The organism is Neisseria zoodegmatis, assembly GCF_900187305.1.
In the GTDB taxonomy this organism is placed as follows: Bacteria; Pseudomonadota; Gammaproteobacteria; order Burkholderiales; family Neisseriaceae; genus Neisseria; species Neisseria zoodegmatis.
In genome coordinates this window covers 1,030,495-1,057,475 of the sequence record NZ_LT906434.1, presented here as the reverse complement: position 1 = coordinate 1,057,475, position 26,981 = coordinate 1,030,495, and the positions used below count along the sequence as shown (strand labels likewise).

At 52.3% G+C, this 26,981-nt stretch carries 27 protein-coding genes; 17 read left to right on the top strand and 10 right to left on the bottom strand.

What is annotated here, in order from left to right; all coding sequences use genetic code 11:
• Positions 1 to 77 precede the first annotated feature (77 nt).
• Positions 78 to 1,808 (top strand): potassium/proton antiporter, encoded by a 1,731-nt coding sequence (locus CKV66_RS04875; protein WP_085363918.1) that lies wholly within the window; start codon positions 78 to 80, stop codon positions 1,806 to 1,808.
• Between the two features lie 30 nt (positions 1,809 to 1,838).
• On the opposite strand, the gene CKV66_RS12520 is transcribed toward CKV66_RS04875, so the two are convergent.
• The gene (locus CKV66_RS12520; RefSeq protein ID WP_231990523.1) at positions 1,839 to 2,021 is read right to left on the bottom strand and encodes a lipoprotein signal peptidase; all 183 of its coding nucleotides are present in this window, start codon (positions 2,019 to 2,021) and stop codon (positions 1,839 to 1,841) included.
• Positions 2,022 to 2,023: 2 nt separating this feature from the next.
• Here CKV66_RS12520 and CKV66_RS04865 point away from each other — a divergent pair, with 2 nt between their 5' ends.
• The 4 genes from CKV66_RS04865 (at position 2,024) to CKV66_RS04850 (ending at position 5,361) form a co-directional block, all read left to right on the top strand.
• Positions 2,024 to 2,923, top strand: a complete 900-nt coding sequence (locus tag CKV66_RS04865; protein ID WP_085363896.1) for a DMT family transporter — start codon at positions 2,024 to 2,026, stop codon at positions 2,921 to 2,923.
• A 22-nt stretch (positions 2,924 to 2,945) separates the two neighbouring features.
• On the top strand, positions 2,946 to 3,302 hold the full coding sequence (locus tag CKV66_RS04860) for a SpoIIAA family protein (RefSeq protein ID WP_085363897.1): 357 nt from the start codon (positions 2,946 to 2,948) through the stop codon (positions 3,300 to 3,302).
• 175 nt (positions 3,303 to 3,477) lie between these two features.
• Complete coding sequence (gene aroC / locus CKV66_RS04855; RefSeq protein WP_085363898.1) at positions 3,478 to 4,572, top strand: chorismate synthase; 1,095 nt, start codon at positions 3,478 to 3,480, stop codon at positions 4,570 to 4,572.
• Between the two features lie 330 nt (positions 4,573 to 4,902).
• A complete protein-coding gene (locus CKV66_RS04850) occupies positions 4,903 to 5,361 on the top strand; it encodes a ProQ/FINO family protein (RefSeq protein ID WP_085363899.1) in 459 nt (152 codons plus the stop codon).
• Positions 5,362 to 5,618: 257 nt separating this feature from the next.
• Here CKV66_RS04850 and CKV66_RS04845 read toward each other — a convergent pair whose 3' ends face one another.
• Positions 5,619 to 6,425 carry a DUF4198 domain-containing protein gene (locus tag CKV66_RS04845; protein WP_085363900.1) on the bottom strand — a complete coding sequence of 269 codons (807 nt, stop codon included), beginning with the start codon at positions 6,423 to 6,425 and terminating at the stop codon, positions 5,619 to 5,621.
• A gap of 413 nt (positions 6,426 to 6,838) precedes the next feature.
• On the opposite strand from CKV66_RS04845, the gene purN reads away from it, so the two are divergent.
• Positions 6,839 to 7,465, top strand: a complete 627-nt coding sequence (gene purN, locus CKV66_RS04840; protein ID WP_085363919.1) for a phosphoribosylglycinamide formyltransferase — start codon at positions 6,839 to 6,841, stop codon at positions 7,463 to 7,465.
• 23 nt (positions 7,466 to 7,488) lie between these two features.
• A complete protein-coding gene (locus CKV66_RS04835) occupies positions 7,489 to 8,151 on the top strand; it encodes a DUF3108 domain-containing protein (RefSeq protein ID WP_085363901.1) in 663 nt (220 codons plus the stop codon).
• Positions 8,152 to 8,241: 90 nt separating this feature from the next.
• Here CKV66_RS04835 and kdsA read toward each other — a convergent pair whose 3' ends face one another.
• Positions 8,242 to 9,084: a 3-deoxy-8-phosphooctulonate synthase gene (kdsA, locus tag CKV66_RS04830; RefSeq protein WP_085363902.1), complete on the bottom strand. Its 843-nt coding sequence runs from the start codon at positions 9,082 to 9,084 to the stop codon at positions 8,242 to 8,244.
• A gap of 74 nt (positions 9,085 to 9,158) precedes the next feature.
• Positions 9,159 to 9,542: an aspartate 1-decarboxylase gene (gene panD, locus CKV66_RS04825; protein ID WP_054598931.1), complete on the bottom strand. Its 384-nt coding sequence runs from the start codon at positions 9,540 to 9,542 to the stop codon at positions 9,159 to 9,161.
• A gap of 217 nt (positions 9,543 to 9,759) precedes the next feature.
• Between panD and mnmA the strand changes: the two genes are divergently transcribed.
• From mnmA to CKV66_RS04810, 3 genes are all read left to right on the top strand, one after another.
• Positions 9,760 to 10,860, top strand: coding sequence for a tRNA 2-thiouridine(34) synthase MnmA (gene mnmA / locus CKV66_RS04820; protein ID WP_085363920.1), 1,101 nt, complete (start codon positions 9,760 to 9,762; stop codon positions 10,858 to 10,860).
• A gap of 65 nt (positions 10,861 to 10,925) precedes the next feature.
• Positions 10,926 to 12,596 (top strand): AMP-binding protein, encoded by a 1,671-nt coding sequence (locus CKV66_RS04815; protein ID WP_085363903.1) that lies wholly within the window; start codon positions 10,926 to 10,928, stop codon positions 12,594 to 12,596.
• 120 nt (positions 12,597 to 12,716) lie between these two features.
• A complete protein-coding gene (locus CKV66_RS04810; RefSeq protein WP_085363904.1) occupies positions 12,717 to 14,345 on the top strand; it encodes a CTP synthase in 1,629 nt (542 codons plus the stop codon).
• A 92-nt stretch (positions 14,346 to 14,437) separates the two neighbouring features.
• On the opposite strand, the gene CKV66_RS12150 is transcribed toward CKV66_RS04810, so the two are convergent.
• Genes CKV66_RS12150 through CKV66_RS04795 form a run of 3 tightly spaced genes read right to left on the bottom strand, consistent with a single transcriptional unit; the run spans position 14,438 to position 16,562 of the window.
• Positions 14,438 to 15,505, bottom strand: a complete 1,068-nt coding sequence (locus tag CKV66_RS12150; RefSeq protein WP_085363905.1) for a T6SS immunity protein Tli4 family protein — start codon at positions 15,503 to 15,505, stop codon at positions 14,438 to 14,440.
• Positions 15,506 to 15,507: 2 nt separating this feature from the next.
• Entirely contained in the window at positions 15,508 to 15,969 is a 462-nt protein-coding gene (locus CKV66_RS04800; RefSeq protein WP_085363906.1) for a hypothetical protein, read from the bottom strand.
• A gap of 26 nt (positions 15,970 to 15,995) precedes the next feature.
• Positions 15,996 to 16,562 carry a PGAP1-like alpha/beta domain-containing protein gene (locus tag CKV66_RS04795; RefSeq protein WP_085363907.1) on the bottom strand — a complete coding sequence of 189 codons (567 nt, stop codon included), beginning with the start codon at positions 16,560 to 16,562 and terminating at the stop codon, positions 15,996 to 15,998.
• A gap of 117 nt (positions 16,563 to 16,679) precedes the next feature.
• Between CKV66_RS04795 and CKV66_RS04790 the strand changes: the two genes are divergently transcribed.
• Complete coding sequence (locus CKV66_RS04790; protein WP_085363908.1) at positions 16,680 to 17,333, top strand: IS1595 family transposase; 654 nt, start codon at positions 16,680 to 16,682, stop codon at positions 17,331 to 17,333.
• A gap of 19 nt (positions 17,334 to 17,352) precedes the next feature.
• Here CKV66_RS04790 and CKV66_RS04785 read toward each other — a convergent pair whose 3' ends face one another.
• Genes CKV66_RS04785 through putP form a run of 3 tightly spaced genes read right to left on the bottom strand, consistent with a single transcriptional unit; the run spans position 17,353 to position 22,079 of the window.
• Positions 17,353 to 18,231, bottom strand: coding sequence for a hypothetical protein (locus tag CKV66_RS04785; protein WP_085363909.1), 879 nt, complete (start codon positions 18,229 to 18,231; stop codon positions 17,353 to 17,355).
• A gap of 2 nt (positions 18,232 to 18,233) precedes the next feature.
• Entirely contained in the window at positions 18,234 to 20,546 is a 2,313-nt protein-coding gene (locus tag CKV66_RS04780) for a type VI secretion system Vgr family protein (RefSeq protein ID WP_231990541.1), read from the bottom strand.
• Between the two features lie 36 nt (positions 20,547 to 20,582).
• Positions 20,583 to 22,079: a sodium/proline symporter PutP gene (gene putP, locus CKV66_RS04775; protein ID WP_054598969.1), complete on the bottom strand. Its 1,497-nt coding sequence runs from the start codon at positions 22,077 to 22,079 to the stop codon at positions 20,583 to 20,585.
• 324 nt (positions 22,080 to 22,403) lie between these two features.
• On the opposite strand from putP, the gene lgt reads away from it, so the two are divergent.
• From lgt to CKV66_RS04745, 6 genes are all read left to right on the top strand, one after another.
• Positions 22,404 to 23,261 carry a prolipoprotein diacylglyceryl transferase gene (gene lgt, locus CKV66_RS04770; protein ID WP_085364388.1) on the top strand — a complete coding sequence of 286 codons (858 nt, stop codon included), beginning with the start codon at positions 22,404 to 22,406 and terminating at the stop codon, positions 23,259 to 23,261.
• Positions 23,262 to 23,338: 77 nt separating this feature from the next.
• On the top strand, positions 23,339 to 23,923 hold the full coding sequence (locus CKV66_RS04765) for an aminodeoxychorismate/anthranilate synthase component II (protein WP_054598927.1): 585 nt from the start codon (positions 23,339 to 23,341) through the stop codon (positions 23,921 to 23,923).
• A 76-nt stretch (positions 23,924 to 23,999) separates the two neighbouring features.
• On the top strand, positions 24,000 to 25,043 hold the full coding sequence (gene trpD, locus CKV66_RS04760; protein WP_085364389.1) for an anthranilate phosphoribosyltransferase: 1,044 nt from the start codon (positions 24,000 to 24,002) through the stop codon (positions 25,041 to 25,043).
• Between the two features lie 67 nt (positions 25,044 to 25,110).
• Positions 25,111 to 25,428 (top strand): HLGFF motif protein, encoded by a 318-nt coding sequence (locus CKV66_RS04755; protein ID WP_085356249.1) that lies wholly within the window; start codon positions 25,111 to 25,113, stop codon positions 25,426 to 25,428.
• The gene (gene ccoS / locus CKV66_RS04750; RefSeq protein WP_054598924.1) at positions 25,429 to 25,638 is read left to right on the top strand and encodes a cbb3-type cytochrome oxidase assembly protein CcoS; all 210 of its coding nucleotides are present in this window, start codon (positions 25,429 to 25,431) and stop codon (positions 25,636 to 25,638) included.
• A complete protein-coding gene (locus tag CKV66_RS04745) occupies positions 25,622 to 26,932 on the top strand; it encodes an MFS transporter (RefSeq protein ID WP_085364390.1) in 1,311 nt (436 codons plus the stop codon). The genes ccoS and CKV66_RS04745 overlap by 17 nt, the downstream gene beginning before the upstream one ends.
• The last annotated feature ends 49 nt before the right edge of the window (positions 26,933 to 26,981 follow it).

Genomic DNA, 26,981 nt, shown 5'->3' with positions numbered 1-26,981 from the left:
CGGGGAAAATACTGTTTTATGCTAAAATGGCAGCGTTTTACGCTATCAAACATAAGCAAAACAACGCACACACCATCATGGACGGAATCAACACTTTATTCTTAATCACGGGGCTGCTGCTCTTTCTCAGCGTGATCTCGACCACGCTCTCGGCCCGGCTGGGGCTGCCGCTGTTATTGGTATTTCTCGGCGTCGGCATGCTGGCGGGCGAAGACGGCATCGGCGGCATCGCGTTCGACAATTTCGTTACCGCCACCTTAATCGGGCAACTCGCGCTGGCCGTGATCCTGCTCGACGGCGGCCTGCGCACCAAACTCGACAGCTTCCGCATCGCTTTGAAACCGGCGTCCGTCTTAGCCAGCTGGGGCGTGATTGCCACCGTAGCCTTGCTGGGCATTTTCGCCACACTTTATATGAATGTCGATTGGCGCTTGGGCATTTTGATGGCCGCCATCGTCGGCTCTACCGACGCCGGTGCGGTATTCAGCCTGCTGCGCAACAGCGGCGTGCGCCTCAACGAACGGGTGCAGGCCACGCTGGAAATCGAATCGGGCGCGAACGATCCGATGGCCATTTTCCTCGTAACGGCCTTGATTGCACTGACGATGAATCCCGAAGAAGCGGGCGTTCTTCCATTCTTACTGCTGCTGGTGCAACAACTCGGCTTCGGCCTGCTGCTGGGCTTTATCGGCGGCAAAATTTTATCGCGGTTAACACGGCGTCTGAATTTGGCCGAAGGTCTGTATGCCTTGATGATTGTTTCAGGCGGCCTGCTGACTTTTGCGTTTACCAACCTCATCGGCGGCAGCGGATTCTTGGCGGTTTATCTGGCCGGCATTATCGTCGGCAACCGCCACAGCCACGCCACCGAGCACGTTTTGCGCGTGATGGACGGCCTGGCATGGCTGGCACAAGCCAGTATGTTTGTGGTGCTGGGTTTGCTGGTTACGCCCACGCGCCTTCTCGAACACGGTTTGGACGCCCTCGCCATCGCCGCGTTTCTGATGCTGGTCGCCCGCCCGATTGCAGTGGCCAGCGGCATTTGGAAGTTTCACTACAATATGCGCGAAATGGCCTACATCAGCTGGGTAGGCTTGCGCGGCGCGGTGCCAATTACGCTGGCGATGATGCCGCTGGTAATGGGCGTGCCCAATGCGCGGCTGCTGTTTGACGTAGCGTTTGCGGTGGTGATTTTGTCGCTGCTGATTCAGGGAACGACCATTCCCGTGGTCGCCCGCTGGTTGAAAGTGACCGTACCGCCCAAACCCGAACCGACCGACAGCCGCGAAATATGGCTTTCGGAAAGCGAATCGGTGCCGCTGCTGGCTTACGAAGTGGTGGCGGACTCCGATGCCGAAGGGCAGCACCCCGATGAAGTGGCCCGGGATTTGTGTATGCTCTCCACCCGCTGCTTCGCCCTCATCCGCAACGACAAACGCGAAGTGCTGACATTCGACACCCGCTTGCAAGCCGGCGATGTGGCTTGGTATATCGTGCCGCCCGAACAGGTGGACACGCTCGCCAAACGCTTCTGCGAAACAGGCCAATCGGCGCTGATCAATTTAGACTTCTTCGGCGAATTTGTGGTTAACCCCTCCAGCATCGCCGGCGATTTGGCCGATGCCTACGGCTTGCGGCTGGAAGAACACGAACGCAACCTGACCTTGAGCGGCCTGTTTAAAAAACGCTTTGAAGGCAATGTACCCGTGGAAGGCGACCGCATCCACATCGGCGATTTCATCCTTACCGTTAAAGAGTTGGAACACGACGGCTCGATGAAATGGCTGGGGCTGAAATGCCCGAGTTAACCACACCCTCAAGAGGCCGTCTGAAAAATTTCAGACGGCCTGAGACCTTTGCAAAACCCTCAGATGTGGATGCAGTTCAAGGCGTAGCAGCGCAGCGAGTGCAGACATATCATTTAGATAGGCAAACGAGCGAGCAGCGCACAACGCAGAAATGCGCCGCAGATGGGGGTTTTGCAAAGGTCTCGGCCTGCCCTTTTTCCCTAAACCGCACACCCATGAACGCTACCCGATCCCCATACAAAGACCCACTCGGCTCAGGCTGGGTAATCATCGCCGCCGTCTGCTTTACCCTGATGAACCTTTTGGTAAAAAGCGCATCGCAAACATTCGCACTGGGCACAGGCGAGCTGGTATTTTGGCGGATGGGCTTCGCCGCCCTTTTTCTCGGCATCACCGCCAAAGCACAAGGCAAAAGTTTCCGCACACCGCATTGGAAAGCGCATTTGAACCGCAGCGTATCCGGCACCTTGGGGATGTTGTGCATTTTTTACGCCATCATGCACCTGCCTTTAGCCACAGGTGTAACCCTCGGCTACACCTCCTCGATTTTTCTTGCCGTTTTATCGTTTATTGTTTTGAAAGAAAAAATTTCTTCCTACACAGCGGCCGTGCTGGTTTTGGGCTTTATCGGCGTAGTCGTGCTGCTCAACCCTTCTTTTCAAAGCGGGCAGGAATTTGCCGCCTTAGTCGGCCTGTGCGGCGGCCTGCTTGCCGCTTGGGCTTATCTGCTCGTGCGCGAACTTTCGCTACTGGGCGAACCGGGTTGGCGGATTGTGTTTTACCTTTCTGTGGTCGGAATGGCTTTATCGAGCGTATGGGCTACATATACCGGCTGGCATCCGTTGACTTGGCAAACCCTGCCCTACCTGACCGGCATAGGCCTTTCCGCCATGATTGCCCAACTGTGCATGACCCGCGCCTACAAAGTCGGCAACAAATTCACCGTAGCATCTCTTTCTTATTTGGCAGTTGTCTTTTCCTCGCTCGCCGGCGTATGGTTTTTAGGCGATAAAATCAGCTGGCAGGAAGTGCTGGGAATGGGTATTATTGTGGCAAGCGGTATCTTGAGCAGCCTGAATCCTGCCCGGCTGCGCAAATTCACATTATCCAAATAACCATTCAGATAAGGAGTGCATAATGATTTCCATCCGCGAACAGGATTATGGTTTGAATGTGGCTCTCTACAACGAGTTTACAGTGGAAGACTTTTACGAATTTGAACGTGCCGCACTGGAATGCACACAAAAAATCCACCGCCCCGACATGCTGCTCGATTTAAGCATGCTCAAAGATTTCACCATCGATATGGCGATGGAACAGCTTAAATTCATGCGCGAACACGAAGACGATTTCGGCCGCATCGCCATCGTAGTGGACGACGTATGGATCAAACTGGGCACCCGCCTCTCCAGCCTGCTTACCCAACAGCACCCCAAATATTTCGACGATGCCGCTTCGGCTCAACAATGGCTGCAAGAATCACGCTCCGAATAAGCCGATAAATTCCAAACCCGCAACCGCTGCGCTACCGACAAAGCCGCAGCGGTTTTGTGTTTTACAGCAAACTCTTTCCCAAACGCATACGGCGATTCTGCCCGCTCTACTCCGTTTCAGACGGCCTTTTATGCTACACTTGCCGCCTGTATCCACTTTCCCCACATAAAAAATCATGGCAGGCAATACATTCGGACAACTCTTCACCGTAACCACTTTCGGCGAAAGCCACGGCCCCGCATTAGGCTGCATCATCGACGGCTGCCCGCCCGGGCTTTCATTAAGCGCCGCCGACATCCAAACCGACCTCGACCGCCGCAAACCCGGCACCAGCCGCCACGTTACCCAACGGCGCGAAGCCGACGAAGTGGAAATTCTTTCCGGCGTATTTGAAGGTAAAACCACCGGCACCCCGATTGCCCTGCTCATCCGCAACACAGACCAACGCAGCAAAGACTACGGCAACATCGCCCAAAGTTTCCGCCCCGGCCACGCCGACTACACCTATTGGCACAAATACGGCATCCGCGACTACCGCGGCGGCGGCCGCAGCTCCGCCCGCGAAACCGCCGCCCGCGTTGCCGCCGGAGCGATTGCCAAAAAATGGCTGAAAGAAAAGTTCGGCACCGAAATCACCGCCTACGTGACCCAAGTGGGCGAAAAAACCATCGCCTTCGAAGGCTATGAACACATCGGCAACAATCCCTTTTTCACCGCCAACCAAAGCCAAATAGCCGAGTTGGAAAACTATATGGACAGCGTGCGCAAATCGCTGGATTCCGTCGGTGCCAAACTTGCCGTCGAAGCCCGCAGCGTTCCCGTCGGCTTGGGCGAACCCGTATTCGACCGGCTGGATGCCGACATCGCCCACGCCATGATGTCGATTAACGCCGTCAAAGGCGTGGAAATCGGCGCAGGCTTCGGCTGCATCACCCAACGCGGCAGCGAACACGGCGATGAGCTTACCCCCGAAGGCTTCTTGTCCAACCACGCCGGCGGCATCTTGGGCGGCATCAGCACTGGCCAAGATATCGCCGTCAACATCGCCGTCAAGCCCACCAGCAGCATCGCCACTCCGCGCCGCTCAATCGACATCGAAGGCAATCCCGTCGAACTCGCCACCCACGGCCGCCACGACCCCTGCGTCGGCCTGCGCGCCGCCCCGATTGCCGAGGCCATGCTCGCGCTGGTGCTGATCGACCATGCCCTGCGCCACCGCGCCCAAAATGCCGACGTGAGCGTGAGCACGCCCGATATCGTCCGCCGTTGAAGCTGAATATACCGAGGCCGTCTGAAAACCATTCAGACGGCCTCTCAATTCATTAAAAACAGATATAAAATCTTAGCAAAAATTTGCGCTTTATAATAAAATGCGCAAAATCTTATATTTGTGGCGAACCATCCGGAATCAGGCCTATCAAACACTTTTCAGACGGCCTGAGCTTTAGGCCATCTGAATATGGATAGTCAAATTGATTCCAAACGCAGTAAAAGCCGCGCCCTACCATTTGACCGTCTCATTTAAGTTCGCCGCCCTTGAGCAAGCCGGATCATTCAGTCCGGCGTTTCAAAACACAAGCTTTACCCACAGGAAACCGACATGACGAAGGAAACCGCTTTGGGTGCTGCGCTCAAAACCGCAGTACAAACCATGAGCAAAAAGAAACAAACCGATATAATTGCCGATCACATCTACAACAAATACGATGTGTTCAAACGCTTTAAACCTTTGGCCGTCGGCATCGACCAAGATCTCGTCACCGCCCTGCCCCAATTCGACCCCACCCTGATTGCCCGCGTGCTGGCAAACCACTGCCGCCGCCCGCGCTACCTGAAAGCCTTGGCCCGCGGCGGCAAACGTTTCGATTTGAACAACCGCTTCAAAGGCGAAGTGAGCGCCGAAGAGCAAGCCATTGCCCAACAGCATCCGGCAGTACAGCAAGCCCTCGCCGCACAAGCCGAGCGCAAAGCTGCGGCAGAAGCGAAAAAAGCCGAAGCCCAGCCTGAAGTTGCTGCGGAAAACACCGAGCAAGCCGAGCCTTCTGCTTCCGCCGAATAAGCATTTTCAGTGTTGTACAAACAGGCCGTCTGAATACGATTTTTCAGGCGGCCTCAAACCTATCTGCGGGCGGATAGGCAATCCTTTCCTATGAGACCTGTTTGTTGTCCGCAAACTGCTTTCAGACGGCCTAAAGCTTTTTTCCTGATTTTATAAAACGCTCAGGCCGTCTGAAAAAACCGCTTGCCGTTATATCGGCAAGCGGTTTTATTTAGGCTCTGGCTCGGATTAACGATTAATCTCTATTGATTAATGCGTTAATGCGCCTGATGGCCGATTTGGAAAGTCAACGTGGTGTAGCTGGCGAGTTTCTGACAAACTTTTTGATCAGGGAAATCGGCTTTATGCTCGACGTTCACTTTCCAAAAACCCTGACGCAGCGGAATGATATCTACCGTGCCGTCGTCTCCCGCCTTATCGTAAAACGCCTGCGCCTCTACTTTGTGCGTTTTGCTGCGGTCGCTGTTATCGAAACCGTCGAAAGTGGCCGTTACCACCGCACCCGGCAGCGGTTCGCCGTTAAACAACACGCGCACCTTGAAGCGGTCGCCCACATGAATATTGGCAGGATTATCAAGCGGCACGATTTCCAAACCTTGGCCTACCGGACGAGTAATGATTTTGGTGTCGGCACTTTCATGGCCCACATTCACAATGTTTTTGCCGTACATGCGGGTTTGTTCGCAATAATCGGCATCGGGCATTTCTTTAATGCTGGCCTGCTTCCAACCTGCTTTGTTTTTAGACCAAAACGTAGGCTGGTATTCGGCCGTAACCAGATAGCTGCCGTCTTTCACTGCTTTTTTGCTTTGGTATTGATAATTATGCTCGCCTTTTTGCACCAAATCTTCTTTGCCTTTTTCGGTAATCAGCTGCATAGGCTTGCGGAAAATGTGGAGACGGTCTTTGGCAATCGGTTCCATATCGGGGAACTCACCATAACCCAATTCCGCTTTCAAAATTTCGCCGCCGTGGGTATGGGCGGTTTCCACCCACACGCGGTGGGCGTGTGCCGAAGCGGCTGCAAGCAAAGCAGCCAAAGCAAATGCGCTGTATTTTTTCATCTTTTCCTCTCTTGAATCTTGAAGTTGTCTATCATCTGATTGATACGGAATTGTTATAATATAATATTTCTCAAGAAAAAGAAAAGTTCGTCAACCGAAGCCGTGCAAAGATGCCGGGCCGTATGCCGATTCAACATGAGCGCACAAAAACACCTGCATAAAGATTTCAGGCCGTCTGAATGATGCTTTCAAACCAACCCGCCGTCTTGATACAATACGCCGCAATCCCGCCAGCCGATTGAGTGCATAAGGCATGTATTATCTTACGCCGCCTGTAACACATTGCAGACACTTTTTCGATACAGATCAGCAGGTTGTGGCAACAATCATTAAAAAGCCGTTAAGTTAAGCTAATGCCCTTGCAGCACGGCTGGTGCGGCGATATGTTAACTTCCTTCCGAGGCCGTCTGAACATGAAAAACATCGTTATCCTGATTTCCGGCAGAGGCAGCAATATGCAGGCCATTGTTGAAGCTCAGATTCCCCATGTGCGCATTGCCGCCGTTTTGAGTAACAACGAAAACGCCGCCGGTTTGGCTTGGGCGGCAGAGCGCGGCATAACCACCGACAGCCTGAACCACAAGCAATTTGCCGACCGCTCGGCATTCGACCGCGCAATGATGGAGAAAATCGACGCTTACCAGCCCGATTTGGTGGTTTTGGCAGGCTTTATGCGCATTCTCACACCCGAGTTTTGCCGCCATTATGAAGGGCGTTTGATCAACATCCACCCTTCCCTGCTACCCGCCTTTACCGGCCTGCACACCCACGAACGCGCCATCGAAGCAGGCTGCCGCATTGCCGGCTGCACCATTCATTTTGTTACGCCCGAGCTGGACTGCGGCCCGGTAATCGCACAAGGCGCGGTGCCGGTGTTTGACGACGACACCGCCGACACGCTGGCCGCACGGGTTTTGAAAGTAGAACACCAATTATTTCCGCAGGCTGTGGCTGATTTTGCCGCAGGCCGTCTGAAAATCGACGGCAACCGCGTTATCCGCACACCTTCGGTCAAGCTCGAATCGCAGCTTCTGGCCTGATTTCCGCATAAAGAGGAACTTAAATGAAAAAATTCAGTTTATCCTTGCTCGCCCTTGCCGTGAGCATTCCCGCAGCAGCGGCCGAACTGCCGCAATCTGCCGAATTGAGATATTCAGGCAGCTACGGCATCCCCGCCACCATGACTTTCAACCGCAACGGCAACAGCTACAAAATCGTTTCCCACATCAAAGTGCCGCTGTACAACATCCGCTTTGAATCCGGCGGCACCATTTCGGGCAACCGCCTGATTCCTTCCTACTACAAAGATGTGCGCGGCGGCAAAACCTATGCCGAAGCCAAATTCGGCGGCGGCAAAGTTACCTACGGCAAAGCGGGCGAACAAAAAACCGAAGCTGCTTCCGGCACCACCATGGATTTGTTCACCCTCGCGTGGCAGCTGGCCGCCAACGACGCCTCCCTGCCCTCCGGCCTGCGCATTACCAACGGTAAAAAAATCTACCGTGTCGGCGGCCTGAACAAAACCGGCAGCGGCCAATACAAAATCAGCGGCGGCAGCACCGAAGTGAACAAATACCGCATCCAACGCGGCGACAGCACGGTAAATTACGCTTTTGCACCGGCGTTTAACAACATACCTGCCCAAATCACTTACACCGACGACGGCAAAACCTATGATTTGAAACTGACAAGTATTAAAATCAACGGTCAAGCCGTGAAGCCTTGATGCCTTTGCCTTAAGGATTCAGCCAAAACATGAGGCCGTCTGAAAACTTTTTTCAGACGGCCTCATGTTTATCCAACGGCTTTAGCTGTATCAGTCGATAGCCAGCACCGGAAACGATTTCACTACATCATCAACCGCTTTCACGCGCACCAGAAAATCTTCCAACTTTGCCAACGGCAGCGCACTCGGGCCGTCGCATTTGGCTTCGTCGGGATTCGCGTGCGATTCCAAAAACAGACCCGCCAAGCGCGTGCCCATACCGGCCAACGCCAAATCAAGCACTTGGCTGCGGCGGCCGCCCGATGCGGCGGCACCCGATTCGCGCTGTTGCAGCGAGTGGGTTACATCGAAAATCACCGGCAGATTGCCGCAGGTTTTCTTCATCACGCCGAAGCCGAGCATATCGACCACCAAATTGTCGTAGCCGAACTGTGCGCCGCGTTCGCACAAAATCACTTGCTCGTTACCCGCTTCTTTAAATTTTTCCACAATGTTTTTCATTTGCGAAGGGCTTAAAAACTGCGGCTTCTTCACATTGATAACATTGCCTGTTTTCGCCATCGCCACCACCAAATCGGTTTGGCGCGCCAAAAATGCGGGCAGTTGGATGACGTCGCACACTTCGGCGACGGGCTGGCATTGGTACGGCTCGTGCACGTCGGTAATCACCGGCACATCGAATTCTTTTTTCACGGCGGCAAAGATTTTCATGCCTTCGTCCAAACCGAGGCCGCGGTAAGAATGGATAGACGAACGGTTGGCCTTGTCGAACGAGGCTTTGAACACATAGGGAATACCGAGTTTGTCGGTTACTTTAACGTAATGTTCACAGGCTTTAAGGGTGGAATCCAAATCTTCCAGCACGTTGATGCCGCCGAACAGGGTAAACGGCGCATCGTTGGCTACGGTAATATTTTTGATGTTAACGTTCATGATATGGCCTCGCTTGGTTTGAGGCCGTCTGAAAAATAACAGAGCAATTTTTTCAGACGGCCTTACGGTTTGATTTATAAAACGGTATGCGGCGGTTCGTAATGAATGATGCCGCGGATTTTGTTTTTCTCGTTCACCAAAACCACTTTCGGCTCGTGTTTGGCGGCTTCTTCGCTGCTCATCATCACATACGACATAATAATCACAATATCGCCTTTCTGCACCAAGCGCGCTGCGGCACCGTTGAGGCAGATTACGCCGCTGCCGCGCTCACCGGGAATCGTATAAGTTTCAAGGCGCGCGCCGTTGTTGTTGTTGACGATTTGCACTTTCTCGTTCACGCAAATGCCTGCTGCGTCGAGTAAATCTTGGTCGATGGTGATGCTGCCGACGTAGTTCAAATCGGCTTCGGTAACGGTGGCACGGTGGATTTTGCCGCCGAGCATGGTACGGAACATGATGCGTGTTTCTTTCTATGGTAAAGCGTATGAGATACGGCTTGGGAGGCCGTCTGAAAAAAGGCGCTATTGTACACCCATTAAACCCGTCTTTTTCAACAAATCTTTCCAAGCACTTACCCGCCGCACACGCGCACATGCCGCCGCGGTGGTGATAAACCGCTTAAAAATGTTAAAATCCGCCAATCATTTAAATTATGTTTACACTACCGCAAACATGCACACATCCACTCCGCAAAACATCATCGTCGGCCTATCCGGCGGCGTTGATTCATCCGTAACCGCGTATCTGCTCAAACAACAAGGCCATCAAGTGCGCGGCGTTTTCATGCAAAACTGGGAAGACGACGACAACGACGAATATTGCAGCATCAAACAAGACTCGTTTGATGCCATCGCCGTGGCCGACATCATCGGCATCGACATCGACATCGTCAACTTCGCCGCCCAATACAAAGACAACGTCTTCGCCTACTTCCTCACAGAATATTCAGCAGGCCGCACGCCCAATCCCGACGTATTGTGCAACGCCGAAATCAAATTCAAATGCTTTCTCGACTACGCCGTCGAACAAGGCGCAGACGTGATTGCCACCGGCCACTACGCCCGCAAAGAAGTGCGCAACGGCGTGCACTACCTGCTCAAAGGTCTCGACAACAACAAAGACCAAAGCTACTTTTTATACCGCCTCAAACAGCACCAGCTCCAACGCGCCATTTTCCCGCTCGGCGACTTGGAAAAACCCGAAGTGCGCCGCCTTGCCGCCGAAGCCGAGTTGCCGACCGCCGCCAAAAAAGACAGCACCGGCATCTGCTTTATCGGCGAACGCCCGTTCCGCGAGTTCCTGCAACAATACCTGCCCACCGACAACGGCGACATGGTTACGCCCGAGGGCAAAAAAGTAGGCGGACACGTCGGCCTGATGTTCTACACCATCGGCCAGCGCAAAGGTTTGGGCATCGGCGGCGCGGGCGAACCGTGGTTTGCTGCCGGCAAAGATTTAACCCGCAACCGATTAATCGTCGTACAAGGCCACGACCACCCGCTGCTCTACACCAAGAGCCTGACTATGAACGACTTAAGCTGGACACTGCCCGAACGCCCCGCCGAAGGCCGTTACACCTGCAAAACCCGCTACCGCATGGCCGATGCGCCGTGCGAACTGCGCTACATCGACGACGAAACCGCCGAGCTGCTGTTCGACGAACCGCAATGGGCCGTTACCCCCGGCCAATCCGCCGTAATCTACGACGGCGACGTATGCTTGGGCGGCGGCATCATTACGGCTACCGACAAACCCGTTATCATTACACAATAACAGTCAGGCCGTCTGAAAAAGCCAACCTGATTTTCAGACGGCCTCACAACAAGGAAACTCACTTTATGGAAAAAATCTGGCTCCAAAGCTACGAGCAAGGCATCAATGCCGAAATCGACACCGAACGCTACAACTCGATTATCGAAGTGTTTCAAGAAAGCGCCGGCAAACACAGCCATCTGCCCGCTTTTCAAAACATGGGCAAAACCCTCACTTACGCCGAAACGTCCAAGCTGATTACCGATTTTGCTTCGTTTCTGCAAAACACCCTCAAACTGCCGCGCGGCGAACGCGTTGCCATCATGATGCCCAACCTGCTGCAATACCCCGTCGCCCTTTTCGGTGCCTTGAAAGCAGGCATGATCGTGGTCAACACCAATCCGCTTTACACCCCGCGCGAGCTTGAACACCAACTCAACGACAGCGGCGCGACCACCATCGTGGTGCTGGAAAATTTCGCCAACACGCTGGAACTGGTTTTGCCGCGCACCAAAGTGAAAAACGTGATTGTCGCCACCGTCGGCGATATGTTCGGGCTGAAAGGCAAATTGATGAACTTTGTGGTACGCAAAGTCAAAAAAATGGTGCCCGAATACCGCATCGCCAACATCATTCCTTTTCAGACGGCCTTAAAACAAGGCGCGGCGCATCCGTTTACCCCCGTAGCACTTACCCGCGACGACACCGCCTTTCTGCAATACACCGGCGGCACCACTGGCGTGGCCAAAGGTGCCATCCTCACCCACGGCAACATTTGCGCCAATATGCAGCAGGCCGCCGAGTGGATTAAAAACCTGTTGGAACCCGGCAAAGAAATCGTAATTGCCGCGCTGCCGCTGTATCACATCTTGGCTTTAACCATCAACCTGATGATTTTCACCCAAGCCGGTGCCAAAATCCTGCTGATTACCAATCCGCGCGACATGAAAGGCTTCATGGGCGAATTGAAAAAAGAAAAAATCAGCGTATTCATCGGCGTAAACACCTTGTTTAACGCCATGGTCAACCGCCCCGAACTGGCCGAAATCGACTTTTCCGCCCTCAAGCTCACCCTAGCCGGCGGCATGGCCACCCAAAAACCCGTGGCCGAAAAATGGAAAAACATCACCGGCACGCCGATTGTCGAAGCCTACGGCCTCACCGAAGCCAGCCCCGGCGTATGCTGCAACCCGCTCAGCATTCCTTCCTACACCGGCAGCATCGGTCTGCCCGTACCTTCCACCGAAATCGAGCTGCGTGATGCCGACGGCAAAGAAGTGCCGATAGGACAACCCGGCGAAATGTGGGTGCGCGGCCCGCAAGTGATGAAAGGCTATTGGAACCGCCCCGAAGAAACCACCAAAACCATCGACGGCCGCGGCTTTCTCGAAACCGGCGACATTGCCGTTGTCGACGAAAAAGGCTGGTTCAAACTGGTTGACCGCAAAAAAGACCTGATTGTCGTTTCCGGCTTCAACGTTTATCCCAACGAAATCGAAGAAGTAGTCGCCCATCACGACAAAGTGCTCGAAGTGGCCTGTATCGGCGTAGCCAGCGAAAAAACCGGCGAAGCCCTCAAACTTTTCGTTGTGAAAAAAGACCCTTCGCTCACCAAAGAAGAGCTTATCGCCTTCTGCCGCACCGAGCTGACCGCCTATAAAGTGCCGAAAGACATCGAATTCCGCGACGAATTGCCTAAATCGAACGTCGGCAAAATCCTCCGCCGCGAACTGCGCGAAGAAGCCCAAAAATCTTAACCACATAGCACCGAGAGGCCATCTGAAAGCAAGCATTATCGTTTTTTCAGACGGCCTCCAAAGTTGAAGGCAAACCCCATTCAAGGTAAAATCACGCATTCAAAACGAGCGGTAAACATCATGACCAAATTTATTTTCGTAACCGGCGGCGTCGTATCTTCACTCGGTAAAGGTATCGCCGCCGCTTCTATTGCCACCATTCTCGAATCGCGCGGCTTGAAAGTCACCATGCTCAAGCTCGACCCCTATATCAACGTCGACCCCGGCACCATGAGCCCCTTCCAGCACGGCGAAGTGTTCGTAACCGAAGACGGCGCGGAAACCGACCTCGACCTCGGCCACTACGAGCGTTTTATCAACTCCACCATGTTCAGGCGCAACAGCTTCAGCGCAGGCCAAGTGTACGAACATGTGATTGCCAAAGAACGCCGCGGTGACTATTTGGGCGGCACCGTGCAGGTTATCCCGCACATCACCGACGAAATCAAACGCAAAATCCACGAAGGCGCGGCAGGCCATGATGTCGCCATCGTCGAAATCGGCGGCACCGTGGGCGACATCGAATCGCTGCCTTTCTTGGAAGCCATCCGCCAAATGCGCAGCCAGCTCGGCCGCAACAACACCCTGTTTGTCCACCTGAGCTACGTTCCCTACATTGCCGCAGCGGGCGAAATCAAAACCAAACCGACCCAGCATTCCGTTAAAGAATTGCGCGAAATCGGCATCCAGCCCGACGTGCTCATCTGCCGCATGGACCGCATTCTGCCCGATGAAGAAAAACGCAAAATCGCCCTCTTCTGCAACGTCGAAGAGCGCGCCGTGGCCGGTAGCTACGACGCCGACAGCATTTACGAAATCCCCGAAATGCTCCACAGCCAAGGCATCGACAACATCATTTGCGAGCAGTTGCAATTAAACGTACAACAGGCCGATTTGACCGAGTGGAAAAAAATCGTTTACGCGATTAAAAACCCCAAACACACCGTCAAAATCGCCATGGTCGGCAAATATGTCGATCTCACCGAATCCTACAAATCACTCACCGAAGCCCTGAAACACGCCGGCATTCACACCGAAACCGACGTGCAGATTACCTACATCGACAGCGAAGCCATCGAAAAAGAAGGCACCGACTGCCTGAAAGACATGGATGCCGTTTTAGTGCCCGGCGGTTTCGGTATCCGCGGCGTAGAAGGCAAAATCGCCGCCGTGAAATACGCGCGTGAAAACAAAGTGCCTTATCTGGGCATTTGCTTGGGCATGCAGATTGCACTCATCGAATACGCACGAGACGTTGCCGGCATGGAAGGCGCGAACTCAACCGAATTCGACCTGAAAACGGCTTACCCCGTCGTAGCCCTAATCGACGAATGGCAAACCGCCGACGGCAGCGTGGAAAAACGCGACGAAAACACCGACTTGGGCGGCACCATGCGCCTGGGCGCACAAGAAGTGGAACTAAAACCCGACAGCCTCGCCGCCAGAATCTACGGCAGCACCGAAATCAAAGAACGCCACCGCCACCGCTACGAAGTCAACAATAACTTCCTGCCGCAGCTCGAACAAGCCGGTTTGGTGATCGGCGGTGTATCCGCAGGCCGCGAGCGTTTGGTGGAAACCATCGAACTGCCCGAGCACCCGTGGTTCTTCGCCTGCCAGTTCCATCCGGAATTTACCTCTACGCCGCGTAAAGGCCACCCGCTGTTTACCGCTTACATTAAAGCGGCTTTGGCCAACAAAAAGGCGTAAGGAAAAACGAAACAGAATTGTTTCATCCTAATAAAAAAGCTCCCGTTAACAGGGAGCTTTTTTATTAGGATGAAGTAGATTAGCCAATAACGTTAAATCCGTTTTTTCAATGTCGGCAGTATCGCATCCCATGCCGCTAAGGCTTCTCGTTCGCTTAAAGGCGAGCCGGCCTTATTGCTGCCACTGGTACCGAACATCATGGTAAAGTTGACGCTGCCGTCATCTTTCTCCCACACAAACAAATAACGGTTGCCCTGCCATTTCACCAGCTTTTCGCTGCCGGACATGCCGTTAATGGTGCGGCTGCCTTTGCGGATGGTCGAGTATTTTGCCCACGACATCATTTTGCTTAACATACTGCCATTGGTGGCGATGTCCCGTTTCAATAACGGTTTGTCTTCTTCATCCAACGAACCGCCCGTTGTCAATTCTGCATAAACGTCGGTGTAATCTTTGATTTTGATGCCGGCACTGCCGAAGAACGGCTCGTTACCGGAGTCGCCAATAAAGCCTTCGGTCAAACAGATACCCGGTTTTTGCGGGATTTCGTGATCGGTGCGGCTTTGTAGGTTATTGAGAAAGTGATTGCGGTAATGGCCGATGATTTCATCAATTTTATTTTTTTCGAGCTGTTTGAAGTTGGGCGGTTCTTTACCGTTAACAGCAGGAATATTAAAAAATGCGCCAACAATATAAGCATCATTTTTCCCCAATTTAAAGCTTAAATCGGCGTAATAAGGCATACCATATTTGCTTACATGTCGACCGTCCCACATAAAATCTTCTCGTGTAATGGTCGCAATTGCTTGACCAGGAATAAGAGTGCGGTTTTCTATAAATAGTTTGCTACCATCCTTTCTTTCCCTTTGTATTTTTGAAATAGTCCTCACACGATCAACCCAATAATCGGGTTGCACAATCACCTGCCAGTTGTTATATCTAAGCCACCCTGTGCCAGCTATACGATTGGCCGGCAAGCTGATTTGATATCTGCCGCTGCAAAACGGTTGTGCCGTCCAATATGAAGTTGTTGTCGCGTTACTCATAATTTTTTTTCCTTCAGATGGTTGAATCGTATAAGAGGTGCTGCATGCAGACAATGAAAGGCTGACACAAAAAACCATGCAAATGCTATAAATTTTCATTTTTACTTTAAACATAATTATTCCTTTCTAGATGCAAATTCAAGAATACTGAATAATGCGGAAACTCTACTGGGTCTACCGTCTGCATACGAATCTTGATGCTCATACCCGCTTTCAATAAATATTCGCCCATCCGTTTTCCCTTGGGGAGCACAGCCTGAATCAGTAGGCACTGTACCATCACCCCTATCTTGTGCTTTACTCAGTTTAAATGACAAGCGCCGCTTATCAGGTAGCTCAAGCGTGATTTTCCCTTTATACATATTGTTGCTTTGAAGCAATCTTGCCTGCCGTAATTCATCTTCACTAACATCGTCTAAGGAACCGGAACACATCCAGCTAATACTACCCCATGCCTTATGCTGCCCATCATCGCCATAGGCAATATTGGTTTTACCGGATTGATAAAATCCCATGTGTTTTTTTTGAAAAACATCTACTTTTTCCATAATGACGCTGAAACGCACACTATCATTCATTTCTTGAAATTCTTTAATTGGAGATACTAGCCCACCAGGGTTAATACGAGGGTCTGCTTTCTCCCACTTATTTTTTTATCATTCAATTGGGTTTGTTGATACATCAATTCCCCTTGATGATCATATAAATCAGGCAATAAGCTATACCATGCTTGCGGATTCCGCATTAAATCTTCTGTATTGAGTTGGAATTTAATTTTTTCAGGATTAGATTCTTCTACAATTTTTAACCAATAATTGGTTTTATCTGATAATACTTGATAATCCATCCACGGCATTAATTCCATCGCTCCGGCTGAATTGAGCAATACCGGAGTAACCCTTTTGGCAGAATAGCCAAAAATAAGAGAAGCAACATCTCCTTTAAATCCACCTTCTCCACCAAATCCAGCTTTCAGGCGCTTATAGAATGCCGGGGCACCTGTAGCAGGCATAACATTATGATAGATGCCTGCAAGATGCTGGCCTTTCTGCTCTTTTGCATAGGCTCTTCCAACCAAGCCACCCATAGAGTGGGTAAGAATAATGACTTCATCGCATTTACTGTCGGTTTTTTTGCTTTCTTCTAAAATTTTTTGTATACGGCTCTTCAAATCGCTATGACCATATTTTTTATTTGTTTTTTTATCCGCTTCAAAATATTCAACACTTTTGGAATAATAATAACCATTGGGGCTGTACTAGATAAGCAGTCATGCTAGACTGCAAAAATGAAGATAACTCATTGTAAATTAAAAAAGAGTATTCAAAAGAAGTTGCTTCAATTTTTTGTGCTTGAAGTAACGGCCCGTTCTGCTGCCGATTTGTTAGGCATCCATTCCAATTCAGCGGCTCTGTTCTACCGCAAAATCCGCGAAGTCATCAGCCATCATCTTGCTTTGGAGGCCGATGCGGTTTTTGATGGTGCTGTCGAATTGGATGAAAGTTATTTTGGTGGGCACCGTAAAGGCAAACGCGGTCGTGGCGCCGCAGGGAAAGTGGTGGTTTTTGGCATCCTCAAACGCGGCGGTAAGGTTTATACCGTGGTGGTAGAAAACGCCAAACGGGAAAGCTTATTGCCTGTTATTACAAATAAAATCATGCCGGATAGCATAGTCTATACAGACTGTCTGAGCAGTTATGACGTGTTGGATGTGAGTGGTTTTACCCATCATCGTATCAACCACAGCAAATTATTTGTTGATCGTCAGAGTCACATTAACGGCATCGAAAATTTTTGGAATCAGGCAAAACGGGTACTTCGTAAATACAACGGTATCGACCGCAAATCTTTCTCGCTGTTCTTGAAAGAATGCGAATTTCGTTTTAATTTTGGCACACCGTCTGAGCAGCTTAAAATGCTGCGAAAATGGTGTGATGTTTAGGGCTTATCTAGTACAGCCCCTAACCATTTCCTGATTCTTGGTTATCCCTAAGCCAGTTGTAGCCACAAGCATATACACGAAATTCACAATCAGCAGCTTTTTGCAGCCATTGTGCTAATTGTTTAGTATCTTGTGCAGTTTGTGCTTCACTGGTGCTATCTGATACTTGCTCTTGCGGAGTTGATTGACTAGATTGCGGATTGAATAAAGGCAGCAAAGATTGCCAAACACCACTTGAAGCAAGTTTTTCGTATTCATCTAGTGATTCATAGGCAGGTATGGTATTTAACGTATCTTCTAAGAACGCTAAAAAAGGTGTATAATTGCCTTGATAAACAGTACCCCAGCCACGCCTTTTGGCCTCTTCGGCAATTTTTTGTGATTCCTTCATTTCCTCTTTTTCTTGAAAAGGCTTCTTGGCAGATTTTTGAGCCTCTTCTTTATTTTGCTCGTCTTGTTGTTCAGTTTTGTTATTTTCCTTCTCAATGTAAGTCATTTTTTTGGGTAGAGGCCTAATTTTATTGCTGTCCCAATCCACAAAAGCAACATCCGGATTCATTTCCCTTCTTCTCATTTCTTTCGTTCGGAATATGCTTGTGAAAAGTGTATATACCATTTCTCCAAGAGAAGTAGGAGGCTGCCAAGAATTATCAACCTCTGTCTTGGCTAATTCCTCTGCATCAGTCAATAAAACAGGCGTTTTTCTGCCGCTCCAAACATCTCGACATTTTAGATTACTGCCCATAATGCCCGGTGAAAATAAGATAGGCACAACTCTGTCTTTAATACGCACTTCACAACGCTGGGTATCAGAACTTTCTGTCAAATAAGCATGTGCGGTAGGTTGACCTAAATGATTAAGTTGGATATTTAATATTTTAGGCTGATGATCGCTCATAATTAATTTTCTTTCGGTAGAATTGTTAAAGTAATTTTTTCCAAAGTAGCGTCATTACGCTGAATACCCGTACTACCATTTGCATCAGTTACACCTTGAATCTTAGTGCCGTCTGAACGGGTAAGAATAAAGCGACGGTTAGCAATCGGTTTTACTGAAGGGGTTTTAACCAAAATTTCTTGATCGAATTTAGTTTTAGGTAAAGTATTAAACATCTGACTTAAGCTCCTCGGCCCCATCACCTGAAACCCCGCGCACTTCACCCACACCATCTTCGGGCAGCCCAGTTCGATGTTGCCGTCTTTTATCTTGATATAACCGCCGCCGCTGGTGAGCAGGATTTCGTCTTTGGCCGCCACGGTCACTTTGCCCGCGCTGCTGGTAATGGTCGCGTCTTTGAGGGCGTTGAGCTGCATCTCGTCGTTTTGTGCCTGAATCTCTACTTTGCCTTGATTGGTTTGGAGTTTGGCCCCTTTGCTTTGCGCAAACAGGTTGACGCTCTCTACCGCATGGACGGTGAAGTTGCTGCCGGTGCTGATGTCGGTGTCGCCGCCGCTGATGTGGTGGATGTGTTGGCCGGCGGTGTGCAGTTGGCTTTGCGGGGTGGCGCTGGCGATGCCGTCGGGGGCGGATTGGATGATGCCCGAACGTTGCAGCTGTTTGAGGCTGTCGTTCAGACGGCCTGCCTGTTCTTCGGCTTCGGTGGCTTCGTTTTTGGCGGTATGGGCGGCTTTGTTAAGGCTTTTAGCCAAACTGAGTGCCTGTTCCATTTGGGCGATGGCGGCATCCATATCCAATACCTGTCCCGAAGCCTGATTTTGGGCGTCGGTACTGATGAACAAGCCTTTCCCCGCCCGTAATGAGCCCCAACTATCGGTACGCAGCTCGAAGCCTTCGCCGTTGTCGCCGCGTTTCTGTCTTTGGCCGTCGACGATATGACCGAGGTTGAGTTGGGTTTTGCCGTATTCGGTCGCCAATTTGATGTGTTCCTGCCCCTGTTTGTCTTCCATGCGCAGCTTATTATTCGCCCAAGTACGGATAACGTTGCGGGTGTTCCAATCGGCAGGCACGTGGTCGGGGTGGGAACTGTCGTGCATCACTCCGCTGATGTAGGGCCTGTCGGGATTGCCCTGTACGAACGACAGCATTACTTCGGTGCCTTCGTGCAGCGGGAAGTGTTGGCCGTAGTCGGGGCCGGCATAGGGCTTGGCTAAGCGGATGGGACGGCTTTCTCCGCCCGGACTCCATTCATCAAGGTCGAACGGCAGTTTGACGCGGTAACGGCCCATATTGTCGATATAGGCGTAGGTGTAGTTGCCGGGGCTGGTGACTCTGGCGGGAAGGCTGCCTTGGATCTTCGGCAACGGGGTGATGCGTTCGGGGCGGAAGATGCTGTCGGCGGGAATGGCGGTGAAAGTATGGCTGTATGCTTGGTCGCGGCTGCCGCTGTGGGTGAGCGATACCGCCAACCAGCCGTTGGGTGCTTCGCTGAAGCTCGGGGCCGTCTGAAACACCAGACCGGGGCGAAGCGCGGTGATGTTGCCGCTGCCGGAAGCGACGATACGGCGGCTGTGGTCGAGCTGTTGCAGTAAGGCCGTCTGAAGTTGGGCTTCTTCGGGTGTTTTTTGATGCAAACCCCAATGGCTGTCGCTGCCGAGTAAGACGCTGCTGTCGGTTTCCGTACCCTTCGCCGTTACTGCGGACGATAAGTCGGTATCGGCATCGCGGTAGTTGTAGTCGCCGACGCGGATGGATTCGAGAATCGGGTTGTGTTTCACCTGTAAGGCGAACACCGCTTCCTCGCCGACGCTCTCCAATCCGCCGTGGGGGCGGTAGGGATAGGGAGAGGTATTACCGCGAAAATAATGGGCGGTATCGTCACCGAATACCGCCACATCGCCATATTGGGCATTCTGCTCGAAGGCATACCAAATCCCTTCTTCTTCGCACAGCCGGTTGAGAAAGGCAAAGTCGGATTCCTGATACTGGGTCACATACTCGCGTACACCGTATTCGCGTGAGGTATTGAAACGGAAATCGACGCCGGAGAAGCCGTGGTGTTTCAACAGCGACGAAATAATGTCGGGCACGTTTTGGTTTTGAAACAGACGCGAAGTGCGGTGGTGCTTCAATGCGGCGATGCGGGGTTCCAATACCATGCGGTAACGGGTCTCGTCCGCCGATACCGACAACTTCTCACAGGATGTGATGATGCCGCTCCATTCCTTCAACGGCTCGGGAGCCAACATCCCTTCGATCAATCCCAACGCATCAGAGCTTACCGGTGTTACCGTAAACTTAGCCGATTGGTTGATGTAGGACGACAGCGGTAAGTCGGCATCAACAGCAGTTTATTTCGCTGCCTGATAGGCTTTATCGGCCTCTTCAAACTTCTCTTCCACTTGTTTCGGTGCTTTGCCGATCAGCGATACGGCAACCACGGCGATAAAGCAGGCGATGAAGCCGGGAACGATTTCATACAGGCTGCTGCCGGTTAACGGTTTCCATGCCACCACAACCAATGCTCCGGCAATCATACCGGCCAATGCTCCGGCGGCGGTCATGCGTTTCCAGAATACCGACAGAATCACTACAGGGCCGAAGGCAGCGCCGAAGCCCGCCCAAGCATAAGATACCAATCCCAACACTCTGCTTTCGGGGTCGGCGGCGATAATGATGGCAATCACAGCCACGGCCAACACCATCAGGCGGCCTACCCAAACCAACTCTTTTTGCGGTGCATCGGGGCGCAAAAAGCCTTTGTAGAAGTCTTCGGTAATCGCGCTGGAACATACCAACAGTTGGCAAGACAGTGTGGACATCACGGCGGCAAGAATGGCGGAAAGAATCACGCCGGCGATCCACGGGTTGAACAGAATAGTGGTCAAGGCAATAAAGATGCGCTCGTTGTTGCCGCCCATGGCCGCTACTTGATCGGGATGGCCGCCGAAGTAAGCGATGCCGAAATAGCCGACGGCACAGGCTCCGGCCAAGCACAGAATCATCCACGTCATGCCGATGCGGCGGGCGGACACCAGCGATTTCACGTTTTCAGCCGCCATAAAACGCGCCAGAATGTGCGGCTGGCCGAAATAGCCCAAGCCCCATGCGGCGGTGGAAATAATACCCATCAGCGTGGTGCCCGCAAGCAGGCTGCCGTATTCTTTGCCGGTTGAAGCGGCAACGCCTTGGATAGCGGCATTCATTTCATCGGCTCCGCCCAACGCCAAATAAACCATAATCGGCGTGAGAATCAGGGCGAAAATCATCAAGGTTGCCTGAATCGTATCCGTCCAGCTCACGGCCAAGAAGCCGCCGATAAAGGTGTAGGCAATGGTTGCGCCCGCGCCCAGCCACATGGCTTGCGTGTAGGTAACGTCAAACAGGCTTTGGAACAGGCGTGCGCCGGCCACGATACCCGAAGCGCAATAGATGGTGAAGAAAAACAGAATGATGGCGGCGGAAATCACTTTCATTGCCGCACCTTTGCTGCCGAAACGGTGGAAAAAATAATCGGGCAACGTTAAGGCATTGTTGTTGTATTCGGTGTGGACGCGCAGCCTGCCCGCCACCAAACGCCAGTTGAAATAAGCGCCGACTGTCAGACCGATGGCGATCCATGCTTCGCTCAAACCGCTGGCGTAAACCGCACCGGGCAAGCCCATCAACAGCCAGCCCGACATGTCGGAAGCACCTGCCGACATCGCGGTAACAAAGCTGCCCAAACTGCGGCCGCCGAGAATATAGTCGTCGAAACTGCGGGTGGAATAATATGCCGCCATACCGATCAGCAATACTGCAATCAGGTATATCCCGAAGGTAACGTACATCGGATTAAAATTGCCCATATAAACCTCGATTTCTAAATGGAAAAGCCGCATGAAAACGCGACGCTTTTATTTCTTTTCTGCTGCCGGTTCCGTTGAAAACCTGCATCGGCATTTAACCGCAGGGCTTGATTTAAGTCAAGATTCGTTAATCTGCGTTGATTTTGCCTGACAAACGGCGCTCAAACGGGCAATGTGCCGTCTGAAAAAACCGTTTCAGACGGCACACGAACAAAGCACGCCTCCGGCCAAAGCCCAATCGGGCCGTCTGAACGGTAACGCCCCTAATTTGAATGCCAACTGTTATAATAGCCGCCTTAAAAAACACATCAAGGCAGCATGATTATGATGGTACATCCGCAGTTCAGCCCCGAACTGATCAGCTTCGGCCCGCTGGCAATCCGCTGGTATGCGCTCAGCTATATTCTCGCATTCGTTCTGTTTATCTGGCTCGGCAGACGGCGCATCAACCAAGGCAACACCGTTTTTACCAAAGAAATGCTCGACGATTTGCTGACTTACGGCGTATTGGGCGTGATTCTCGGCGGGCGGTTGGGCTATGTGCTGTTCTACAAGCTTTCACACTATATGCAAAACCCCGGCGATATTTTGAAAGTGTGGGAAGGCGGTATGTCGTTCCACGGCGGGTTTTTGGGCGTGTTGGTTGCCATGTGGCTGTTCGGGCGCAAACGCAACATCGGTTTTTGGCGCGTGGCTGATTTCGTTGCCCCGCTGGTGCCGCTGGGCTTGGCATCCGGCCGTATCGGCAACTTTATCAACGGCGAACTGTGGGGTCGCGTTACCGACATCAACGCTTTCTGGGCCATGGGTTTTCCGCAAGCCCGCCACGAAGATGCCGCCGTTGCCGCACACAACCCGCAATGGGCCGAATGGTTGGCGCAATACGGTATGCTGCCGCGTCATCCTTCTCAGCTTTACCAATTCGCGCTCGAAGGCATCAGCCTGTTTGTGATTATGTGGCTGTTTTCTAAAAAGCCGCGCCCAGTCGGCCAAACATCTATGGTGTTTCTCGCCGGCTACGGCATCTTCCGCTTTATCGCCGAATATGCCCGCCAACCCGACGACTATCTCGGCCTGCTGAGTTTGGGTTTATCTATGGGGCAATGGTTGAGCGTACCGATGATTGTGCTCGGCATTATCGGCTTTATCTATTTCGGCAAACGCAACGAACCTTTAAAATAACCGGCGCTTGCCATCCGTATGACAGGCCGTCTGAACGCTCCAGCCGTTTCAGACGGCCTTATGAAAGTTAAACCATCATGCTTCTAATGATCGACAACTACGACAGCTTTACCTACAACATCGTCCAATACTTCGCCGAACTCGGCCAAGAAGTGGTGGTGCGCCGCAACGACGACATCACTTTAGAAGAAATCGCCGCCCTCAAACCGCAATACCTTGTTATCGGCCCCGGCCCCTGCTCGCCCAAAGAAGCAGGTATTTCGGTAGCCGCCATGCAGCATTTTGCCGGCAAACTGCCGATTATGGGCATCTGCCTCGGCCATCAAACCATGGGCGAAGCGTTCGGTGGCAACGTGGTGCGTGCCAAAACGCTGATGCACGGCAAAGTATCGCCCGTGCACCACCACAGCCGCGGCATGTTCAAAGAGCTGCCCAATCCCGTAACCTGCACCCGCTACCACAGCTTGGTTATCGACCGCGATACGTTGCCCGACTGTTTGGAAGTAACATCGTGGACGGAAGATGGCGAAATCATGGGCGTGCGCCACAAGCATTTTCCCATCGAAGGCGTGCAGTTCCATCCCGAAGCCCTGCTCACCGAACACGGGCATGAAATGCTCGATAATTTCTTAAAAGAATTTGCCGACTTTCAGACGGCCTGATTACATATACCAAAGGCCGTCTGAAACCGTTCAGACGGCCTTCACGAAAACTTATCCGTTTAAAGGCAACACCCCGATGATTACCCCGCAGCAAGCCATTGCCCGCCTTATCGACAATAACGAACTCTTTTACGACGAAATGACCGACCTGATGCGCCAGATTATGAGCGGTCAGGTTCCGTCCGAACAGATTGCCGCCATTCTTACCGGCCTGCGCATCAAAGTGGAAACCGTGTCCGAAATCAGCGCCGCCGCCGCCGTCATGCGCGAATTTGCCACCCCCGTGCCCGTGCAGGACAACACCCATCTGGTCGATATCGTCGGTACCGGCGGCGACGGCGCGCAAACATTCAATATATCCAGCACCGCCATGTTTGTGGCCGCAGCCGCCGGAGCCAAAGTAGCCAAACACGGCGGCCGTTCGGTGTCGTCTTCCAGCGGCGCGGCAGACGTTATGGAACAAATGGGTGCAAGCCTTAACCTTTCTCCCGAACAAGTCGGCGGCAGCATCGACAATATCGGCATCGGCTTTATGTTCGCCCCCAACCACCACAGTGCCATGCGCTACGTTGCCCCCGTGCGCCGCTCATTGGGCTTCCGCAGCATCTTCAACATTTTAGGCCCGCTTACCAACCCCGCCGGTGCACCCAACCAGCTCTTGGGCGTTTTCCATATCGACTTGTGCGGCATTCTCTCGCGCGTACTGCAACAACTCGGCTCGCGCCACGTTTTAGTGGTCAACGGCAGCGACGGCCTCGATGAAATCACCATTACCGGCGCCACCCGCGTGGCCGAGCTGCATAACGGCCGCATCAGCGAATACGACATCACGCCCGACCAATTCGGCCTGCCCGTTTACGCCAACCTCGACGACATCCGCGTAGCCGACAGCACCGAATCGCTCGCCATGATGAACCGCGTGTTGGCAGGCGAAACCGGAGCCGCGCGCGACATCGTATTGCTCAATGCCGCCGCCTGCCTGTATGCGGGCGATATCGTACCTTCGCTGCAAGAAGGCGTGGCCGCCGCCGCCCAAGCCATCGATTCGGGCAAAGCCAAAGCCAAACAGCAGGCATTTATCGACTATACCCGGCAGGCAGCGGCGGAGCAGAACGCATAAACTTGACCATCTGCACATCCGCCGTTATCCGTTAAAACCGCCCCCATCCATAAGGCCGTCTGAAAACATGCACTACTTCAGCATCCACACGCAACAAGGCGAACATCTGGGCTTTTTCATTATGCTGCCCGACGATGAATCCGGGCAGCCGCCTTCAAGCGGCCGCTTTGCCGTGAAGGCTCAAAGCGAAACCGCACCCCAAGACGCCGCAGCCGCACGCACCATTGCCTTTTACGAAGAATGCGGAAAGCCGCTTTACTGGAAAACAGAAAAAGACCATGTGGTTTTATTCGACGACGAATCCCTTATCGGCCGCCTCCGCAACGAATATCTCAGCATCGGCGGGCAAACGCTGGTGCTCAACGATCTGACAGGAACGATCTAAATGGAAAGCATCTTTATCCTGATACCCATCAGCATTATTTTGGCTTTTCTGATTGCTTATTTTTTCTGGTGGTCCGGCAAAAACGGGCAGTTTGATGACTTGGAAGGCCCTGCCCACCGCATCATCATGGATGACGACGACACCGCCGCACAAAACGAAACCGGCAATAGCGAAAACCGAGAAAAGCCCGAAAATGAGCCTGAAAGATAACCTGAATTTTTCAACCGGCCGCCGTTTCGCGCCACTTTTCGGCACACAGTTTTTAGGCGCGTTTAACGACAACCTGTTTAAAACCGCATTGTTTGTGATGATCAGCTTCTACGGTCTGGGCCAAAACACCGTGCTGCCGGCCAGCCAAATGCTCAATCTCGGCGCGCTGCTGTTCATTCTGCCTTACTTTCTGTTTTCGGCCGTATCCGGACAACTGAGCACCAAATTCGATAAAGCCAAACTGGCACGGGTAATCAAATTGCTCGAAATTCTGGTGATGACGGCGGCAGCCTACGGTTTTTATATCCAATCGGCTCCGTTGCTGCTGTTCTGCCTGTTTTGCATGGGCACCCAATCCACCTTGTTCGGCCCCCTGAAATACGCCATCCTGCCCGATTATCTCAACAACAAAGAACTGATTATGGGCAACAGCCTGATCGAATCGGGCACGTTTATCGCCATTTTGTTCGGCCAGATTATCGGCACCGCCGTAGCAGGCATACCCGCCCATTTTGTCGGCATGATGGTGATGGCCGTTGCCATAGCAGGCACTGCCACCAGCCTGTTTATGCCGTCTGTCGCTGCCAAAGACCCAACCACACGCATCGAACCCAATATCGCCAAAGGCACTTGGGTGCTGTTGAAAGAAACATTCTCACAGCGCGAGCTTTACACAGCCATTATCGGCATTTCATGGTTTTGGTTTGTCGGCGCGGTTTATACCACCCAGCTGCCTACCTTCACGCAAATCCATCTCGGCGGCAACGACAACGTATTCAACCTGATGCTGGCCCTGTTTTCGATAGGCATCGCCGCCGGTTCGATCATGTGCGCCAAAGTCAGCCACCAACGCCTGCATCTGGGACTGGTCGCCATAGGCGGCGCGGGCTTAACCGTTAGCGGGCTGCTGCTGGTATGGCTGACTTACGGCCAACGTTTCACACAGCTTCAAGGCATAGTCTGGTTTTTATCTCAAGCCAACGCCTATCCGGTTATCCTTACCATGATCGCCATCGGTTTTTTCGGCGGTTTTTTCTCCGTGCCGCTCTACACTTGGCTGCAAACCGCCAGCAGCGAAACCTTCCGCGCCCATGCCATTGCCGCCAACAATATCGTTAACGGTATGTTTATGGTAACGGCCGCACTGTTGAGCGCATTACTGCTGTTTGCCTTCGACAGCATTACCCTGCTTTATCTCGTGGTAGCGCTGGGCAACGTACCGCTGGTGGCCTACCTGCTCAAACTCGAACCACGCTTTTGGCAGGATTTGAAACTCTATTTCCGCATCAACTGATCACTAAACACAGGAGGCCGTCTGAACATTTTCAGACGGCCTCATACTT

What these genes read in the sequence shown, in the direction of transcription:
- panD (WP_054598931.1), bottom strand. Translation starts at nt 9,542, where the DNA reads ATGTTCCGTACCATGCTCGGCGGCAAAATCCACCGTGCCACCGTTACC.
- ccoS (WP_054598924.1), top strand. Translation starts at nt 25,429, where the DNA reads ATGGAAAGCATCTTTATCCTGATACCCATCAGCATTATTTTGGCTTTT.
- CKV66_RS04835 (WP_085363901.1), top strand. Translation starts at nt 7,489, where the DNA reads ATGAAAAAATTCAGTTTATCCTTGCTCGCCCTTGCCGTGAGCATTCCC.
- CKV66_RS04875 (WP_085363918.1), top strand. Translation starts at nt 78, where the DNA reads ATGGACGGAATCAACACTTTATTCTTAATCACGGGGCTGCTGCTCTTT.
- CKV66_RS04810 (WP_085363904.1), top strand. Translation starts at nt 12,717, where the DNA reads ATGACCAAATTTATTTTCGTAACCGGCGGCGTCGTATCTTCACTCGGT.
- trpD (WP_085364389.1), top strand. Translation starts at nt 24,000, where the DNA reads ATGATTACCCCGCAGCAAGCCATTGCCCGCCTTATCGACAATAACGAA.
- CKV66_RS04755 (WP_085356249.1), top strand. Translation starts at nt 25,111, where the DNA reads ATGCACTACTTCAGCATCCACACGCAACAAGGCGAACATCTGGGCTTT.
- CKV66_RS04850 (WP_085363899.1), top strand. Translation starts at nt 4,903, where the DNA reads ATGACGAAGGAAACCGCTTTGGGTGCTGCGCTCAAAACCGCAGTACAA.
- CKV66_RS04790 (WP_085363908.1), top strand. Translation starts at nt 16,680, where the DNA reads ATGAAGATAACTCATTGTAAATTAAAAAAGAGTATTCAAAAGAAGTTG.
- CKV66_RS04865 (WP_085363896.1), top strand. Translation starts at nt 2,024, where the DNA reads ATGAACGCTACCCGATCCCCATACAAAGACCCACTCGGCTCAGGCTGG.
- aroC (WP_085363898.1), top strand. Translation starts at nt 3,478, where the DNA reads ATGGCAGGCAATACATTCGGACAACTCTTCACCGTAACCACTTTCGGC.
- CKV66_RS04745 (WP_085364390.1), top strand. Translation starts at nt 25,622, where the DNA reads ATGAGCCTGAAAGATAACCTGAATTTTTCAACCGGCCGCCGTTTCGCG.
- CKV66_RS12150 (WP_085363905.1), bottom strand. Translation starts at nt 15,505, where the DNA reads ATGTTTAAAGTAAAAATGAAAATTTATAGCATTTGCATGGTTTTTTGT.
- kdsA (WP_085363902.1), bottom strand. Translation starts at nt 9,084, where the DNA reads ATGAACGTTAACATCAAAAATATTACCGTAGCCAACGATGCGCCGTTT.
- mnmA (WP_085363920.1), top strand. Translation starts at nt 9,760, where the DNA reads ATGCACACATCCACTCCGCAAAACATCATCGTCGGCCTATCCGGCGGC.
- CKV66_RS04815 (WP_085363903.1), top strand. Translation starts at nt 10,926, where the DNA reads ATGGAAAAAATCTGGCTCCAAAGCTACGAGCAAGGCATCAATGCCGAA.
- putP (WP_054598969.1), bottom strand. Translation starts at nt 22,079, where the DNA reads ATGGGCAATTTTAATCCGATGTACGTTACCTTCGGGATATACCTGATT.
- purN (WP_085363919.1), top strand. Translation starts at nt 6,839, where the DNA reads ATGAAAAACATCGTTATCCTGATTTCCGGCAGAGGCAGCAATATGCAG.
- CKV66_RS04785 (WP_085363909.1), bottom strand. Translation starts at nt 18,231, where the DNA reads ATGAGCGATCATCAGCCTAAAATATTAAATATCCAACTTAATCATTTA.
- CKV66_RS04845 (WP_085363900.1), bottom strand. Translation starts at nt 6,425, where the DNA reads ATGAAAAAATACAGCGCATTTGCTTTGGCTGCTTTGCTTGCAGCCGCT.
- CKV66_RS04860 (WP_085363897.1), top strand. Translation starts at nt 2,946, where the DNA reads ATGATTTCCATCCGCGAACAGGATTATGGTTTGAATGTGGCTCTCTAC.
- lgt (WP_085364388.1), top strand. Translation starts at nt 22,404, where the DNA reads ATGATGGTACATCCGCAGTTCAGCCCCGAACTGATCAGCTTCGGCCCG.
- CKV66_RS04800 (WP_085363906.1), bottom strand. Translation starts at nt 15,969, where the DNA reads ATGAATGATAGTGTGCGTTTCAGCGTCATTATGGAAAAAGTAGATGTT.
- CKV66_RS04765 (WP_054598927.1), top strand. Translation starts at nt 23,339, where the DNA reads ATGCTTCTAATGATCGACAACTACGACAGCTTTACCTACAACATCGTC.